We start from the raw sequence: 18,380 nt of genomic DNA, 5'->3' as shown, positions 1-18,380 counted from the left end.
GGCAGGTTATGTATAAAAAAATTCTGGTTCCGCTCGACGGCTCAAAAGTAGCTGAAGGTGTTTTGCCTCATGCGCGTTCACTGGCATACTCTGAAGGCGCAGAATTGATCCTGCTTACGATCACCGCCAACCCTGCCATGGATTTTCTTTTTTCAGACCCAGGGCTGGCTGCAGAAGCGGTGCAAGAACAGGAGGAAAAAAGTAGAACATACATAACTAGCATCGAAACTGATTTGAAGTCGGCTGGGTTCAAAGTCTCCATTCTCCTGCGGGTTGGATCGGTTGCAGAGGCGATTTTGGGCGTAGCAGAGGAATTACAGGTAGACGCCATCGCTATGTCTACACACGGGCGAACCGGGGCTGCGCGCTGGCTGCTGGGCAGTGTAGCCGAGCGAGTGGTGCATAACTCGAAGGTGCCAGTGCTTTTGATCCGTGCTACAGGGTAGAATCGTATTATGCGAGAGTAGACAAAATCAAGTCCGATAGCTGTTTGAAGCGGGTTTTATCCTAAAAGTAGGGTGAAACTCGCTTATTTTTTGGCAATGGATGACAAATGTCGTGAAAATCTGTGACATTTAGCTTTGCTTTGAGGGGACGCAATTCTGCAAACTATGTGTTATTTCCTGAAACAATAAAATAGATTTTTAATGGTAATGGACTGAGATTCTAAACACTCCACTCGAGGTGCAGATGTCAGATAGAATCCTCTCCCCAAAATGCGGCTTGGTCCGCGCTTCTTTTTTTTATACCCACGGGTTGAGTGAATATCTCCCTGCGGTAAAGGAGCGCCCATGACCTATAACGCCTAAACAACCCCCTCCTCTGTACAACTGCGTCTATGGCGCGGCACATATCCTATTGCCATCAATAAAGGAGAAACAATCGCATGTCTCAAGCGACTACTGCAGCACCTGAACAAGCTGAACAAAGTTTATTCCACATTATCTTTGCCTCTGCCGCCGGCACCATGATCGAATGGTATGACTTCTATATTTTCGGAAGTCTGGCAACCGTGATCTCCAGCAAGTTTTACCAGACCGGAACCCCGCTCGGCGATATGATCGCCTGGCTGGCTGCTTTTGCTGTTGGGTTTATCGTACGTCCTTTTGGCGCGATCGTGTTTGGGCGCGTCGGCGACTTGATCGGACGCAAGTACACCTTCCTGGTCACCATGACACTGATGGGGTTATGTACATTTGCAGTCGGCTTGCTGCCTACAGCAGAAGTGATCGGTCCGGCTGCCGGTATCATTTTGATCGCTCTGCGCATCCTGCAGGGTCTTGCGCTCGGCGGCGAATATGGCGGCGCAGCAACTTATGTAGCCGAACATGCTCCACAGGGTCGCCGCGGGTACATGACCAGTTGGATCCAGATCACCGCAACTTTGGGCTTGTTCATCTCTTTGGGTGTTATCTTGACCACCCGCTCCATCATGGGCGAAGATGCCTTTGCCGCAACCGGCTGGCGTGTTCCTTTCCTTATCTCCATTTTGTTGGTTGGTCTTTCGCTGTGGATCCGCTATTCATTGCGCGAATCCCCCTTATATGTAAAGCTCAAGGAAAAGAAACAGATCTCCAAGAATCCGATCAAGGAAAGCTTTGGCAACCCCTATAACCTTGGATTTGTGCTTCTCGCCCTCTTTGGTGCAACCATGGGACAAGGTGTAGTCTGGTACACAGGGCAATTCTATGCGCTGTTCTACCTGCAAAAAATCTACGGGGTTAGTCTGGTGGACTCCAATCTGATCATCGGTGCTGCGCTTTTATTTGGAACCCCGTTCTTCGTTTTGGTTGGGCACCTCTCCGATAAATACGGACGCAAACCCTTTATGATGGCGGGCATGGCTTTGGCTGTGTTGACTTGGTTGCCCATTTACAAAACCATGGCAAATTTCGCCCCCTATATCGGCAACCCCGCTGACAAGATGGTAAACGCCGGGTATAGTCCCGTCATGCTTGGTGTTCTCGTGTTCATCCAAGTCATCTATGTGACCTTGGTCTACGGTCCGATCGCTGCATTCTTGGTAGAGTTGTTCCCCACCAAGATCCGCTACACTTCCATGTCGTTGCCTTACCACATCGGAAATGGCGTGTTCGGTGGTCTGGTTCCGATCATTGGTCTGTCTTTGATCCAGTCCACCGGCAATAACTATGCCGGTCTTTGGTACCCAACTGGAATCGCAGCCATCTGCTTCATAATCGGCATGTGGAAACTGCCGGAGACTAATCATGTTGACATCAGTTCGGATGCGTCCGTCGCCACCGTGGGCGCTAGAACAACGGAATAAACGTATGGCTATGATCGATTAGCTGTCAATTCAATTCTGTAATAGTAACAGTCACCTTTCAGATGGTATTTGCCTCCTGAAAGGTGACTGTCCAAAGGATTTGGAACTCATGAATCTCATCAGCCCTATCATCAACCGCTGGATACAAGACGGCAAAACAGACCCTGAAGCGTTCTGGGAACAAGCCGCCAAACAATTAAACTGGTTCCAAACCTGGGACAAGGTTTTTGAATGGAATTATCCGAATTTCCGTTGGTTTGTCGGCGCACAGACCAACCTTGCTTATAACGCGCTGGACGTGCATGTCAATCAAGGATGGGGCGGGCATGCCGCGCTCATTTACATGAATGAACGCGGCGAAAGAAGACTCTTCACATACGCCAAACTGCTGCACGATGTGGAAAAGATCGCAGCGGCACTGCGTGGAATGGGGATTACCAAAGGTGATCGCATCACTGTTTATATGCCGACCTGCCCCGAAGCAATCATGCTTATGTTGGCAATCGTCCGCATTGGCGCGATCCATTCGGTGGTTTTTGCAGGATTCGGCGAAAAGGCACTGGGAGATCGCATTCAGGCAAGCGGGTCACGCCTTGTATTCACGACAGATATCACCTATCGCAAAGGCAAGGATGTGAATCTAAAATCCATCGTAGATGGCGCCTTGCGAGAAGTGGAAACCGACATTGAGCATGTCATCGTACTGAAACGCGGCACGGAAGATGTTCCCATGCACACACCGCGCGACATCACATGGGAAGATTTCATGGGGCGCTCCAATGGTCACACGGGGGATTGCGTTCCCATGGAAGCAAACGAACCGGCATTTATTCTCGCCACCTCCGGTACAACAGCGAAACCCAAGCTGGCGATCCATACACACGGCGGTTACCAGGTTCATATTGCCAGCATGGCACGCTGGGTATTCGGCTTAAAACCTGAAGATGTATGGTGGGCAACCTCAGACATTGGCTGGATCGTTGGTCATAGCTACATCGTCTATGCGCCTTTGATCATCGGCTGTACCACAATCGCCTTTGAAGGCGCTCTGGACTTCCCGAATTCCGAATCAAATTGGAAGGTCGCCATTGAAGAATTCTCTGTCAGCGGCGTGTTTACTTCACCAACAGCAGTACGCCTGCTCATGCGTTACGGAGACGAGCCGCTTAGCAAGGTAAATCACGACCGTCTGGAACGCATCTTTTGCGCAGGTGAGGTTTTGAATGCCCCTGCATGGGATTGGCTTCAAAATAAGATCCTGAAAAACAGGATACCGGTTATCGACCACATGTGGCAAACGGAAACTGGCGGTCCGGTCTTTGGTAATCCATACGGGTTGGGAATGCTGCCGATCAAGGCTGGCTCCGCCACGATTCCGCTGCCAGGCATTGAAGTTGACATCATGACCATCGAAGGAGAATATTGCGCTCCGAACGAAAAAGGGATCATGGTCATCAAACGCCCCTTTCCCGGGCTTACACCTGCTCTCTGGGGCGAACCGGAGCGGTACGGCAACGACTACTGGAACAAGATCCCCAATGTTTACTACACTGGCGATTCTGCTCACATGGACGAAGATGGTTATGTCTGGTTCGCCGGGCGCGCCGATGAGATCATCAAGATCGCAGGACATCGCATCGGCACCATCGAAGTGGAGACTGCCTTCCTGAAACATCCAGCAGTGGCAGAATCCGGAGTGATCGGTAGACCCGATGAAATTCGCGGCGAGGTCATTTCAGCATTCGTGCTGCTCAAGAACGGGTTCAAAGAATCGCCTGAACTCAAAAAAGAACTACTCGAAACTGTACGCCACGAACTCGGACCTGTGGCGGTCATCGGCGAGTTGAACTTTGTCAATATGCTGCCCAAGACACGTTCAGGCAAGATCATGCGGCGTGTTCTAAAAGCAGTCACCCTCGACAAAGACCCGGGCGATATCACCACCATCGAAGATGAAGGATCCGTCACCGAAGCCCGGGAAGCCTGGCAGGAAATGAAAGACGCTCTCTCCGGATCGAATTAAAGACAAGACCCATTTTTTCAAAAAGCGGATTAAAATAACCGCTACATCTAAACAAGTTCAGGAGGCACTCATGGCGAAGAAGAAGGAAATGGAAGGCGAAGTCTATTATCCATCCGAGCAGGTAGTTGCCCAAGCGCGGCTGAAAGACTGGGATGCGCTGGCTGAAAAAGCAGAAAAAGACCTGGAAGGTTTCTGGGCGGCGGAAGCTTCCGAATTGGAATGGTACAAAAAGTGGGATAAAGTTCTGGACGATTCAAAAGCGCCATTTTACAAATGGTTTGTAGGTGCACGCACGAACATCGTCCACAATGCTGTTGACCGGCATCTCAAGACCCATCGTAAAAATCAGCTCGCGCTCATCTGGGAATCGGAAGACGGCAAGATCGAACGCACTTTCTCGTATTTCGCTTTAAATCGTGAAGTTTCGCGCATGGCAAACATCATCAAAGCCATGGGTGTGGTCAAGGGTGACCGCGTAACCATTTACATGGGACGTGTGCCTGAGATCGTCTTCGCCATGCTGGCATGTGCCAAGATCGGCGCGATCCACTCGGTGGTGTTCGGCGGTTTCTCGGTCGACTCGTTACAGGGTCGTATTGAAGATAGTAAATCCAAACTAGTCATCACTTGCGATGGTTCATTCCAAAACGGCAAAGTGGTTGAACTAAAAGCCATCGTTGATGATTCACTCAAGAAGTGTCCCAGCGTTGAAAACGTAATCGTAGTCAAGCGTGTCGGAAACGGCGTGACCATGGAAGCCGGACGCGATCACTGGTATCACGACCTGTGTCAGCTGCCCATTGCAAATGGAAAATGCGCCACTGAGGAAATGGACGCAGAAGACCCGCTCTTCATCCTTTACACATCTGGCTCCACTGGAAAACCCAAAGCTATTTTGCACACACATGGCGGCTATATGGTTGGTACGTATTCAACCCTGAAGTACGCCTTCGATGTCAATGACATGGACCGCTGGTGGTGTACAGCTGACCCTGGTTGGATTACCGGTCATTCCTACCTCGTCTATGGTCCCATGATTGCGGGCATTACTTCCTTTATGTTCGAAGGCGGTCCCGCCTACCCCTACCCGAATCGCTGGTGGCAATGCATCGAACGTTACGGCATCACCATCTTCTATACGGCCCCAACTGCCATCCGCGGGTTGATGCGTTTTGGCGAATCCTGGCCCAACAAGCACGATCTTTCATCCCTGCGCCTGCTCGGTTCCGTTGGTGAGCCGATCAATCCTGAGGCATGGAAATGGTATCACCGCGTCATCGGCAAGGAGAAATGTCCCATCATCGATACCTGGTGGCAGACCGAGACCGGCGCGTTCCAGATCACACCGACTCCGGTTGTACCTCTCAAGCCGGGTTCTGGTACGCGACCTTTCTTTGGTCAAAAAGCCGAGATCGTAGACGAACAGGGCAACCCCGTTCCCGACGAAACCGAAGGGTACCTCACCCTGCTCAACCCATGGCCTTCGATGTTGCGCACCATTTATGGCGACGATGACCGCTATGTAAACCAATATTGGAGCAAGTACCCCGGACGCTACACTACCGGTGACTCTGCCAAACGTGACAAGGACGGCTACTACTGGATCATCGGACGCGTGGATGACGTGATCAAGGTGTCAGGTCACCGTCTTGGCACCGCAGAGGTCGAATCGGCGCTGGTCAGCCACCCGGCTGTCGCCGAAGCAGCCGCCATCGGTTTGCCGCACGATGTCAAAGGGCAGGCGATTCATACTTTCGTGTTGCTGCGGGCTGGTTTTGCGCCTTCGCCTGAGTTGGCTGAAGAATTGCGGCAGCACGTCGCCACCCATATGGGACCAATTGCCCGCCCGGATGATGTGAAATTCCTGGATAAACTTCCAAAGACCCGTTCTGGCAAGATCATGCGGCGCGTGTTGAAAGCTCGGGCGCAAGGCCTGCCTGAGGGTGATATCAGCACATTGGAAGAGTAGCAGTTCCGGCGAAGATAGAGCCGAAATGCATGGCATCCGGGATCGTACGATCCCGGATGCCATTATTTTTAAAACAAATTTGTAAAGTAATCCGGCGCATTTCAATTTATAATGTCGCCCAGTTTGTCATTCAAAAACAGGAGAGTAGAAATGAAGAAAATTTTCGCCAACGAAATCTTTTTGGGGACCATGATCGCAGTTCTCAGTGTGTTCACCGCATACGCCAGTTATTTGGGCGCCATGTCCGACTCGGAGCAAAATAAGTTCGAGATCCTCGGTATGCAGCAGCTGAACGACGGCAATGCCGAATACCTGCGTGCCAATCAGGACATTACCCAGGACTATAATTATTTTGATAACTGGTATCTCAATGTTGAAGAACGTCCTGAGATCGCAGAATACTACGAATTGAATTTCTCAGAAGCGCTGACTGCTGCTTTCGAGAGCGAACCGGATGTAGTCTGGACTGATGCCTATTACGAAGGCATGTATGCCGATGCCACCGCTCTCTGGGACGAGTCTGACACGAACTTTGAGACTGCTTCCCAGTGGGATGAACGTGGAGATCAGCTCCAGCTTGTAATGCTCATCATGGCTCTTGGACTCGCCTTTGTGGCTTGGTCTTCACTGCTGGGTGCAGAGAGCAACATGCGCACTCTCTTCTCGGTCTTTGGCACCATCGCCTTGATCGCTGGCATCATTGTCTTCGTCACAATGGTACCCACAGTTGGATAAGTAACAACACAACAAAAAAGCGCATCCGCAAGCGGATGCGCTTTTTTGTTGTCTATTTCAGGTCGAAAATAATTTCTGTCAGTTTCCCAGCCTCTACAAGAACAATACGCTCTTTCAAACCCATGGGAGATGAAAAAGCGATTTTGTACCTTCCCGGAGGAAGGTTACTTAAAGCGGCATCCTCTGCATTATGCTCAAACCCCTTTGTGTACGTTGAAATGTAATATACAAACAACGGCTCGTCGCTACCTTCAGCATAACGTGTAACAACCAACGGACGTTCATAATTCCGGTCTTCCTTTGTTAGTAAGGTAATGGATATCGCTCCGGTGCCAATTGGAGGTACAAGCCACAATTCGGGGTTTTCCGTAGAGAAATAATCCATATAGTCGCTGCCTTTGCGGACTTCAAAATGCAAATGACTGCCAGTTGCCCCGCCGGTCTGTCCTACTTTTCCGATCTCATCACCAACAGAAACTTGCTGCCCAGGCAAAACCAGGATAATGGATAGATGTGCATACAGGGTATAAATTTCACCTGCATGCTGAATGACAACAACATTCCCATAAAAATTTGTCCACGGGCTGAATTTTGTCACCGCATCCTTATCAGCAAATACTACCACCCCATCTCCCGCCGCGTGAACGGGTGTCCCAAATGCATTTTGAAATTCCACACCATGATGGGCGTCTCGTTTACCATTCTGAGTGGATGCATAAGCATAGGTCAGGTCAATCATCATAGTATCAGGCGGGAAGATCGGGCGCTGAAACAAAAAACTTCCCTCTGTAATACAGTAGTCCGCCACAAACTGGTCGCAGGGGATTGGCGAACTTGTCGGGGTTGGCAAAATTGGTGTGGCAGTCTCCGTTGGCGAAAGGAGAGTAGGAGTTTGGGTCGAACTTTGAGTGGGGAAAGGCGTATTGGGACTTGGCGTAGGCTGAGGAAAATCTGCGCCCGGCAGGTTGCAAGAAAGCAACAAAAGCGCGAAAAATGGGTAAAAAAGGCGTTTCATAATGAGAACCATTTTACATCAGGAACGAATCCATATTAAATTCATGCCAGGAGTGGGTATATCAGATCTCAAAAATATAATCTCCTTATCGCAACATTCAGTGCGGTAAGGAGATTCATCGTGAAATCCATCCCAACCAAAATATCCCTTGTCATTATCATTGCTCTAATTGCTGTCGTCACTGGAGGCTCCCCTCCTGTACATGCCCAGAGTGATCTCATCACATTTGCCGTCATTGGCGATTATGGGCTCGCAGGTCAACCACTTCTGGATGTATCGAACCTTATCAAAAGTTGGAATCCTGATTTTATAGTGACCGTAGGCGATAACAACTATCCGCACGGGCAAGCTGGCACCATTGATGACAATATTGGACAATACTTCCACGAGTATCTTTTCAAATACAAGGGGAAATACGGGAGCGGTTCGCCCGTCCGCAGGTTTTTCCCTTCTTTAGGCAATCACGACTGGGATACTGGCGCAAAAGCATATTTTGATTTTTTCGGATATTACAATCCAACCACCTACTATGACTTTATCCAGGGTCCTGTTCATTTCTTTGTACTAGATAGTGATCGTGACGAGCCTGACGGCGTCTTCGCTGATGACCCACAGGGACGCTGGCTGCGGAAGGCTTTGGCTGCATCCACTTCCTCATTTAACGTTGTGTATTTTCACCATGCTCCTTACTCCTCCGGCAGGCACGGCTCAACAGAATATATGCGCTGGCCGTTCAAAGAATGGGGTGCAGATGCAGTTCTAACCGGGCACGACCATATTTACGAGCGTTTGTCTGTGGATGGCATTCCATATTTTGTGAATGGCATAGGTGGATCAGAACTTTACTGGTTTGAAAATATCCTGCCTGAAAGTCAGGTGCGCTTCAATCAGGATTTTGGTGCAATGCGCGTGGAAGCCACGAGCGCGTATATGAAATTTCAAATGTACACACGCGCAGGTTTGCTTGTAGATGAATATACCATCGGCGGCAGCACACCCACGGTCACCTCGATCACTCGGCTGGACGCCAACCCAACAAATGCCGGGGTGGTTAATTTTCAGGTCAACTTTTCTGAGGCAGTCACCGGCGTGGACACTTCAGATTTCATTCTAAACACCACCACAACCGGAGCGAGCATCGCTAACTTAACTGGCACTGGAAACATATATACCCTGGCTGTCAACACCGGCGGCGGGGATGGAACGCTACGCCTCGACCTAGCCGACAACGACTCCATCTTAAGCAGCCTTGGCATCTCCCTCGGCGGAAGTGGCGCTTCAAATGGAAATTACAACACAGGCGAAGTATATACAGTTGATAAAACCTCGCCTTCAGTCGCCTCTATTTTGCCAGCAGATCCCAGCCCAACCAATGCCGCCAATGTAGATTTTTCAGTGACATTCACTGAATCCGTCACTGGTGTAGACTTGGCAGATTTTTCTCTTACCACGACAAATGGCGCAGCCCTGAACGCCATCAATGGTTCGGGGGCAAACTATGTTGTTTCGGTCACAACTGGAAGCGGAAGTGATGAACTACGGCTGGACTTCCTCGATAACGACACCGTTATTGATATAGCAGGCAACGCTACAAGCACAGGCTTCACCGGCGGAGGGACATCCATCATTGACCGGGCTGCCCCGCTGGTGACGTCCATCAGTGCAGCAAACCAGACAAACGCCAACAGCGTAGAATACACTGTCAATTTTTCAGAGCCAGTGACCGGAGTGGATGGAGGCGATTTCCTTTTATCCACATTCAACGGGGCAACGATCACGAATGTCACTGGGTCAGGGAGTCAGTATTTGGTTTCCATCTCAGTTCAACCCGGCAGTGATAGTTTGCGGCTGGATTTGAATGACAACGACAGCATCATGGATGCGGTTGGTAATCTACTAGGCGGCTCAGGCGCGAGCAATGGCAATTTCATCGGCGGTGTTTTCAATATCGCCATTGATAAGCCGATCGTTACGTCCATAATCCGTTCTGGCGCAAGCCCAACAAATGCAGCACAAGTAGATTTTGTTGTTACCTTTTCAGAACCTGTTGAAGGAGTGGACGCGAGTGATTTCCTGCTCACAAATGGAGCAAACATCCTCGCCGTCAATAATTCCAATCCATTTTTTATTGTCACCGTCCAAACTGGACCAACAGATGGTGAAATAATAATGGAACTGATCGACGATGACAGTATTCACAATGCGCAAGGCGTATTTCTAGGTGGAGAAGGTGCGGGGAATGCAAATTTTACACGCGGTGAATCTTACACTGTGGATCGGACAGCACCACAAATCACTTCGATCATCCGCGCAGGCAATAACCCGGCGATCAACCCTACGGCAGATTTTATTGTCACCTTTTCCGAACCTGTCCTTGGTGTCGAACTGACCGACTTTACAATAATACAGACAAATATTATCAAGTCGTCTGTAATAAATATCCAAAACTCAGATCCAGTCTATTGGGTTACAGTTCGCACAGGAGCAGGGTCTGGCTCCATTCGGCTGGACTTGCTCGATAATGGCAACATCACAGACAAAGCCGGGAATCCCATCACCAACAATGCCTACACTTCAGGCGAAAGTTTTACTGTCGGTAAAACAGCCGTCGATTTTTCAGCGCCTGGCATCAATGCACTGCCTAATTCTTTCACAAACAATCCGTTTCTTATGTTGACCTGGTCATCGGTCATTAATGCACAGGCATACGAAATCTTGATAGCACGCGATAGTGGGTTTTCACAAATCGCAGCCAACACAACAACAACCGAAGCCGCCTTTGTTGCACAATCTGCTCTTACGGATGGAGCATACTACGCAAAAGTCCGCGCTTACAACCAGGACCTAAACCCCGGAAAGTGGAGTAAAACGTACACCTTCACCATCGACTCCACGCCTCCTCCCTCACCGACGCCTCTCAGCCCAAGCAATGCCTCCACCACGCCAAGACGTCCCTGGTTAAAGTGGTCAGCAGTAAGCGGCGCCAAAGATTACCAGGTGGAAGTGGATAATAATGCTGACTTCTCCAGCCCTGAATTTTCAGGCATAGCCGCTAGGCCAACGATACAGGTGAAAAATCTACTTGGTAGAACCTACTATTGGCGAGTGCGAGCGGAAGACCCTGCCGGAAACTGGAGCGCATGGTCCGCTGTCTTTAGCTTCAAGGCGCAATAACTTGGACATCCTCGCTGCTGGAAGGGCAGCGAGGATGTTTTTCAACTTCCTTTAATCCATTTCAACAGCGTATCAAGGTTCTCTACAAAAATGACACAGCAATATAATGTAATTAGATCTGTCAGGAATTCATTCTCGCAGATCAGGAAGTAGCAATGAATTGGTCTTTTAAATACAAAGGCTTCTCGTACTTGGCTGAATTAGGGCGATCTATCCATACAGCTATAAACCCATTTGATAATCTAATAACAAAACACCAAATATGGTCTCAACGATCAGGCGAGAACTTAGATATTTGGCTCGGGAGGGCGCAATGCTCACAATAAAACGAACATCCAAATTTAGCCTGGCGATCCTGACAGTTGCAATTCTGACATTTCACGCTCTCAATAACGTCTACGCGCAAGCTCCTGCCCCATACTCAAAAACAACCCCTATTAATGGCACGGTGATCGCCATGCCGTCCACTTCTTATATGCTCTTACAGTGGACGGATGCCGGGCTCGCCGCCACAGACAGGTATCAATACTGCATCGACGAGACGAATAATTCCCAGTGCGACAACAATACTTGGATAACACGCAACGCCATTTATTCCGGCGGACCCGGCGAATTCACCTTAGTTGCCGGGCATACGTATTACTGGCAGGTCAGAACAAAGGATACCCAAACAGAAGCGGATAATGGGGTTTGGTGGAGTTTCTCGATCCAACCTGCGCTCACTTTTTCAAAATCAAGCCTGCCAAATGGTGCGATCATCCCGCTACCATCAACAACCTTCCAACTCCTGCAATGGACTGGAACAACCAAGGACAGCACTGACAGATATCAATACTGCGTGGATGAAACCAATAACTCGCTTTGTGACAATAACACATGGATCACTCGCGACTCGCTCTATTCAGGCGGACCTAGTGAATTCTCAATCGTCCCCGGACACACCTACTATTGGCAGGTCCGGTTACGTGACGCTGGCACAGTAGCCAACGACGGGACGTGGTGGTCATTCACCGTTCAACCATCCAGCGCCTTGGTCAAGCTCGCACCTGCCAACGAATCGATCATCAGCATGCCTGCATCCACATATCAATTACTGCAATGGTCTGAGACCACCAAAGACAGCACTGACAAATATCAATATTGCATCGACGAAATAAATAATTCCCAGTGTGATAACAATGCCTGGGTAACAAGAGATTCCCTTTATTCCGGCGGACCCGGAGAGATTACTCTAGTAGAAGGACGCACCTATTATTGGCAGGCAAGGCTGCGAGATGCACAAACCTACGCCAATACTGGCACATGGTGGTCTTTCACGATCAAGTCGACAAGACCCTCTGTAGTACGCATCGTCCGTACCTCAAGCAGCCCCACTACAGGATCGAGTGTTGGTTTTGCGGTCACTTTCTCAGAAAACGTCAGCGGCATAGATGCCGCCGATTTTGCATTGACCACTGACCTCAACGGAGCGTCGATCAGTTCGGTCTTTGGATCTGCAAACCTCTATATTGTTACGGTCGGCACTGGCAGCGGAAATGGAACCATCCGCCTTGATCTCACCGACAACGACACTATCTTGAATACGCTCAACGTCCCACTCGGTGGAGCAGGGACAGGGAATGGTAGTTTCACAACCGGGGAATCCTATACCGTCGACAGAACCGTGCCCGCCATAACATCAATTATTCGCGCAGATGCCAACCCCAGTAGTGCAGCAACTGTCCGCTTCACAGCAACCTTCAACAAACCTGTCACAGGCGTTGATCTGGCAGACTTCAACCTCACAACCAGTGCCGGAGCAACCCTAAACTCCATTAGCGGCTCAGGAGCGGTTTATACGATCACTGCCACAACCGGAGCAGGAAATGACACCCTCCGCCTAAATTTCAATGACAACAAAACAGTAGTTGACGGCGCAGGAAACACGACAAACACTGGGTTTACCAGCGGCGAGGCATACACCATAGATCGCGCATCTCCCACGGTAACTTCGATCACAGCAACGACTCAGGCAAATTCTGCGTCTGCTGAGTTTGTGGTTAACTTCTCTGAAACAGTAAGCGGAGTTGATACAAGCGATTTCCAGCTCTCTACCTCGAACGGTGCTTCGATCTCCGGTGTGAGTGGATCCGGCAGCACGTATCATGTTTCCATTACATTAAAACCGGGCAGCGATACAATACAGTTAAATCTTCAAGACGATGACAGCATCATTGACGGGCTTGGAAATCGACTTGGCGGTCAGGGCACAGGCAATGGTAATTTTGCCAGTGGAAATACCGCCGTCACGGTCAACGTGCCTACCGTAACGTCCATCGTTCGCGCTGGCACCAACCCAAGCAATGCCCAAAGCGTTGATTTTATTGTCACATTTTCAGAACCGGTCAGCGGCGTGGATCAGACTGACTTTCAAGTCACGGGCGGTACTGTCACTGCGGTCAACAACCAAAACCCGTTTTACATTGTCACAGTCACAGCCGGCACCGTAGATGGATCTCTGAAACTCGACCTAATTGACAATGACAGTATTCAAAATAATCAAAACGTCCGCCTGGGCGGTACGGGGGCAGGGAATGCGAATTTCCTAACCGGGGAAACATTTACTATCGATCGAACCCCCCCACAGGTCACCTCCATAGTTCGGGCTGGCGGGAATCCCACCATCAACCCAACCGCTGACTTTATTGTCACATTTTCCGAATCGGTTACAGGCGTGGAAACGAACGACTTCATCGTTACACAAACAAATGCGATCAAGTCTGCAGTCCTCACTCTCCAAAATGTAAATCCATTCTATTGGGTCACCGTTAAAACAGGTGCAGGATCAGGTACGATCCGCCTTGATATGTTGGACAACGGCAATATCGTTGACCTTGCAGGGAACAAACTGGTGAACACCAGCTTCACCAGCGGCGAAAGTTTCACCCTAGCCAAAACCACTGTGGGTTTTGGCTCTCCAGCAGTCATCACACCCAACAACACTCTAATAACAAATTCAGCCGCCTCATTCTCTTGGTCCCCCGTGCAAGGTGCTCAAGCTTATGAATACTTTATTGCGCGGGATAGCGCTTTCTTCCAGATCGTGAGCGCACAAACCGTTCCAGAATCCACTACACAAATTCAAATTCAGCTCACAGATGGCATGTACTACTTCCGTGTACGCGCTTATAACTCGGATCTAAATCCAGGAGTTTTTAGCAGTGCCATTTCCGTAATGGTGGATGCTGCGCCTCCTTCTCCGCCGAAACCGATCACTCCGCAAAATAACGTAGACGCCCCGAAGCGCCCATGGCTAAGGTGGTCCGTTGTCAGTGATGCGGTTCAATATCAGGTTGAAGTGGATAACGATGCTGATTTCTCGAGCCCGATCTTCTCAAAGCAGACCACCAGCACCACTGTCCAAGTCACCAACCTGACACGTAAAGTATATTACTGGCGTATCCGCGCAAAAGATGCAGCCGGGAATTGGAGCGGCTGGTCTGACGTTTTCCGATTTACCATAAGGTAACACTACGGCTCAATAATTTTTATGATATTTATCTAATATATTGACAGGAGTTGACAGGGCAGTTATACTGCCCTGTATGAAATCCACGCGAGACAAAATCCTGCAGACTCTGCTAAAAAAGCCCAAATCCACCATAAACGACCTGGCGGAAGCTGTTGGCATTAATCCGATCTCTGTACGTCACCACCTGACCAATCTTCAAATGGAAGGGTTGGTTGAATCTCAGGAAGAACGGCACGGGGTTGGCAGACCACGTCTGGTTTACATTCTTACGGATGAAGGCATGGAGCACTTCCCTACACGCTATCTTCGCCTGACTACCCGTCTGCTTGCCCAAATGAAAGAAAGCATCCCCGGACCAATGGTTAGCAAACTTTTCGGTCAGATCGCAGAAGACCTGGCTGATGAATATGCGCAAGACGTCAAGGGATTAAGTATGGAAGAGCGCCTTGACCTTGTCCAGGAAATGCTGGCACAGGAAGGCTTCACCGTGGAATGGGAAAAAAAGGGCGATGAATACCAAATTCACGAAACCTCCTGTCCGTATTATCAAATTGGCGTGGCTCACCCTGAAGTTTGTACGGTAGACCAAACCCTAATTTCGAAAATGCTGGCGCTTCCAGCAAATAAAGTGCAGTGCATTCTGAATGGCGGTGCGCACTGTACTTACGTTATTCACCCCGCCGTAAAAACAAAATAAAGAGGATTTTATGAGCGAAACTCAGATCAATGAAATCAAATGGACGATCCATACGACACACCCGGATATGGTAAAACCTGCACGCGCCAGCCTCTCCGAAGTGGTGGATCCCGAGATCGGCATGACCATCATCCAACTTGGGTTGGTGCGAGATATTGAGATCGAGAACGGCATGGCTCGCGTAAAGATGATCCTAACCACCCCTTTCTGTCCGTATGGACCTGCCATGATCGAAATGACTAAAGCCAAGGCCACCGAGGGTTTGAATATGCCCGTCACGATTGAAATGGGCATGGATATGTGGGATTTCTCCATGATGGAAGATCCCTCTGCGCTTGATTGGGGCATGTACGCTTAACGTCGGCTAGTTGAGTAGTTTTATATTCAAAAACGCCATCCTTACGGATGGCGTTTTTTTATTTCTTCCAATGCATGGCGTGAAGTTCTTCGCCCTCTTCAAAACCGGAAATAATTATGAGGGCATTTGTAACCATGTTGGTCGGATTCTTCCAGCGATGACGAAGTCTGGTGGCAAAGAGCAGGCTATCTCCTGGTTCGAGGCGGAACGTCTCCTTTTCAACCGTATATTCCAATTGCCCGCGCAGGCAGAAAACAAATTCGTGTCCTGAATGAACAATATCATGTGGTCCACACGAAGCACCGCTTTCCATGGTCAACATAAATGGCTCCACCCGCCCGGCAAAATTTTCACCGCCTAAAGCCTCGAAAACGCCGCGTGTAAACGAAAGCCGCGTACGTTCATCATGTTTTAGGAAAACGACTTGCTTCTTTTCATTCTCCGAGCCAAAAAAAGCAGTGATCGAAACCCCTAAAGCAGCAGCCAACTTATACAGCGTACTAACCGACGGTGATGTTTTCCCCCGTTCGATCATAGACAAGGCATTTGCCGAAAGCCCGCTGCGAGCGGCAAGAGTTCGCATGGAAATGCCGCGCGCCTCGCGTAATTCCCTCAACCTTGATGCAACATCAACCGAAACGGCTTCCCGTTGAAAAGACTCCATACCACCTCCAAATAAAGCTGATTGGATACTAAATTACGCCAAATTATACATCAACTTCATGTGACATTAAACGAAACTTAATATGACACCCTGCACTATTGTACAAAGCGTCACAAATGTATGATGAGGGTTGAAATATTCGTTTATTCACATATAAGCAGGTAATCATGGTCACTGCCACCCTAAAACAAGAAATCACTCAACTCGAAGCTAATTTCTGCGCTGCCCTTTCCGATCCCATCCGCCTCCTCATCTTATACACCTTGAATGATGGTTCTCGCAATGTAACCGATTTGGCAGCTGAGCTTGGATTGAACCAGCCGACAACCTCCCGGCACTTAAAGGTCTTACGCGAGCGCGGTCTGGTAGATACGCTCCGCAACGGCACAACCATCACCTATAGGCTTTCTGACCCCAGATTAATTCAGGCACTTGACCTGTTGAGAAACGTCATGCGCGAACGCCTCGCATACCAAGTGAACCTGATAAATGAAACTACACAGGAGATAGTATGAAAAAACGCTTCCCTTCCTGGATCTTGGGGCTGGTCGGCATCCTTTTGCTGATCTTGGTCCCAGTCCTGTATTTCATGCCCCGCGCCCAATCAAAAAACGACCCGGCGGCATATCTGCCTGAAAAATTAGTACATGTTGACCACGCAGACATCATCAAAGGCGAATTGAAAACTGGTCAAGACGTAACCCGCGCCTGCCTGGAATGCCATGAAGATGCAGCCACCAAAGTCATGGCGACAACCCATTGGACTTGGGAATCAAAACCCTTCGACGTTCCCTGGCGCGACGAAGACGTGACCATCGGTAAAGCGAATCAGATCAATAACTTCTGTATTGGCACTCAGGGGAACGAAAATAAATGCATGTCTTGTCACGCTGGTTACGGCTGGGAAGAAGGTCGCGAAACCCAGCAAGCCAACCCAGAAAATGTAGATTGTCTCGCATGTCACGCTGACCCTGCCACCTACGGCAAGGGCGTTTTCGGCAATCCCGCCGAAGGTATTGACCTGCTCGCAGCGGCTCGTTCCGTAAAAGCGCCTACCCGTGAGAACTGCGGTAAATGCCACTTCGATGGCGGCGGCGGGAACGGTGTAAAACACGGCGACCTCGACGAAAGCCTCTACTTCCCCTCTACAGAATTAGATATTCATATGGGCGGCGAGAATGACATGCTCTGCACCGACTGCCACTGGACGGAAGATCACCAAGTCCTTGGGCGCATGTTGGCAGATAATTACACCATCGACCCGCAGGAACAAGTTTCCTGCGAACAATGCCACGTAAATCAAAAGCACGAAGACGAACGTATCAATACGCATCTCACCTCGGTTGCCTGTCAAACCTGCCACATCCCTGCCATTGCGCTCGAAGACCCCACCAAAGTCACCTGGGATTGGTCACAAGCAGGTCAGGAAGGGCGTGAAGACGACCACTTCACCTACCTCAAAATCAAGGGTGAATTTGTCTACGACAAGAACTTCGCGCCAACCTATCTTTGGTTCAACGGCAATAATGAATACCGCTACCTTCTCGGCGACCCCATCGGTAAGGACGGTATCACCTATATCAATAAGCCTGCCGGAAGCATCGACGATAGCACTGCCAAAATATTCCCCTTCAAACTTCACGTCGCCGAACAACCCTATGATGTAAAGAATAATTACTTATTGCAACCCATCACCTCCGGCAAAGACGGATTCTGGACCACATTCGACTGGGATAGCGCCTTCGAACTTGCGCAAGACAAGACCGGTCTCGAGTACAGCGGCGAATACGGTTTCACCACTACATACATGTACTGGCCCACCACTCACATGGTGCAATCTGCCGATAAAGCCCTGCAATGCGAATCCTGCCACGGCGAAAATGGGCGTATGGATTGGGAAGCCCTCGGCTACTCTGGTGACCCGATCGAATGGGGCGGGAGATAAGC

13 protein-coding genes are annotated in these 18,380 nt (G+C 49.6%); 11 read left to right on the top strand and 2 right to left on the bottom strand.

What is annotated here, in order from left to right; genetic code table 11:
- Positions 1-8 precede the first annotated feature (8 nt).
- The 5 genes from IPG80_RS12885 to IPG80_RS12865 all read left to right on the top strand — a co-directional run bounded on the left by IPG80_RS12885 (position 9) and on the right by IPG80_RS12865 (position 7,014).
- Entirely contained in the window at positions 9-446 is a 438-nt protein-coding gene (locus IPG80_RS12885) for a universal stress protein (RefSeq protein ID WP_345107443.1), read from the top strand.
- 440 nt (positions 447-886) lie between these two features.
- Positions 887-2,287, top strand: a complete 1,401-nt coding sequence (locus IPG80_RS12880; RefSeq protein WP_345107440.1) for an MFS transporter — start codon at positions 887-889, stop codon at positions 2,285-2,287.
- A 109-nt stretch (positions 2,288-2,396) separates the two neighbouring features.
- Positions 2,397-4,310, top strand: a complete 1,914-nt coding sequence (locus tag IPG80_RS12875) for an acetate--CoA ligase (protein WP_345107437.1) — start codon at positions 2,397-2,399, stop codon at positions 4,308-4,310.
- Between the two features lie 70 nt (positions 4,311-4,380).
- A complete protein-coding gene (gene acs, locus IPG80_RS12870) occupies positions 4,381-6,279 on the top strand; it encodes an acetate--CoA ligase (RefSeq protein ID WP_345107434.1) in 1,899 nt (632 codons plus the stop codon).
- 150 nt (positions 6,280-6,429) lie between these two features.
- Positions 6,430-7,014: a hypothetical protein gene (locus IPG80_RS12865; protein ID WP_345107431.1), complete on the top strand. Its 585-nt coding sequence runs from the start codon at positions 6,430-6,432 to the stop codon at positions 7,012-7,014.
- A 52-nt stretch (positions 7,015-7,066) separates the two neighbouring features.
- Here IPG80_RS12865 and IPG80_RS12860 read toward each other — a convergent pair whose 3' ends face one another.
- Entirely contained in the window at positions 7,067-8,029 is a 963-nt protein-coding gene (locus IPG80_RS12860) for a M23 family metallopeptidase (protein ID WP_345107428.1), read from the bottom strand.
- 120 nt (positions 8,030-8,149) lie between these two features.
- On the opposite strand from IPG80_RS12860, the gene IPG80_RS12855 reads away from it, so the two are divergent.
- The 4 genes from IPG80_RS12855 to IPG80_RS12840 all read left to right on the top strand — a co-directional run bounded on the left by IPG80_RS12855 (position 8,150) and on the right by IPG80_RS12840 (position 15,769).
- A complete protein-coding gene (locus IPG80_RS12855; protein ID WP_345107425.1) occupies positions 8,150-11,203 on the top strand; it encodes a metallophosphoesterase in 3,054 nt (1,017 codons plus the stop codon).
- 313 nt (positions 11,204-11,516) lie between these two features.
- Positions 11,517-14,711 carry a hypothetical protein gene (locus IPG80_RS12850; protein WP_345107422.1) on the top strand — a complete coding sequence of 1,065 codons (3,195 nt, stop codon included), beginning with the start codon at positions 11,517-11,519 and terminating at the stop codon, positions 14,709-14,711.
- A gap of 76 nt (positions 14,712-14,787) precedes the next feature.
- Positions 14,788-15,411 (top strand): winged helix-turn-helix transcriptional regulator, encoded by a 624-nt coding sequence (locus IPG80_RS12845; RefSeq protein WP_345107420.1) that lies wholly within the window; start codon positions 14,788-14,790, stop codon positions 15,409-15,411.
- Positions 15,412-15,421: 10 nt separating this feature from the next.
- Positions 15,422-15,769: an iron-sulfur cluster assembly protein gene (locus IPG80_RS12840; protein ID WP_345107417.1), complete on the top strand. Its 348-nt coding sequence runs from the start codon at positions 15,422-15,424 to the stop codon at positions 15,767-15,769.
- Between the two features lie 58 nt (positions 15,770-15,827).
- Here IPG80_RS12840 and IPG80_RS12835 read toward each other — a convergent pair whose 3' ends face one another.
- A complete protein-coding gene (locus IPG80_RS12835) occupies positions 15,828-16,433 on the bottom strand; it encodes a helix-turn-helix domain-containing protein (RefSeq protein WP_345107414.1) in 606 nt (201 codons plus the stop codon).
- 167 nt (positions 16,434-16,600) lie between these two features.
- Between IPG80_RS12835 and IPG80_RS12830 the strand changes: the two genes are divergently transcribed.
- Together IPG80_RS12830 and IPG80_RS12825 are read left to right on the top strand one after the other, a co-directional pair.
- Positions 16,601-16,948, top strand: a complete 348-nt coding sequence (locus IPG80_RS12830; RefSeq protein WP_345107411.1) for a metalloregulator ArsR/SmtB family transcription factor — start codon at positions 16,601-16,603, stop codon at positions 16,946-16,948.
- A complete protein-coding gene (locus IPG80_RS12825) occupies positions 16,945-18,378 on the top strand; it encodes a tetrathionate reductase family octaheme c-type cytochrome (protein WP_345107408.1) in 1,434 nt (477 codons plus the stop codon). Before IPG80_RS12830 ends, IPG80_RS12825 begins: the two co-directional genes overlap by 4 nt.
- Positions 18,379-18,380 lie beyond the last annotated feature (2 nt).

The organism is Candidatus Villigracilis vicinus (assembly GCF_016702885.1).
Classification (GTDB): Bacteria; Chloroflexota; Anaerolineae; order Anaerolineales; family Villigracilaceae; genus Villigracilis; species Villigracilis vicinus.
Note: the sequence above shows the minus strand (reverse complement) of the source record. Positions and strands in the feature narration are given on the sequence as shown.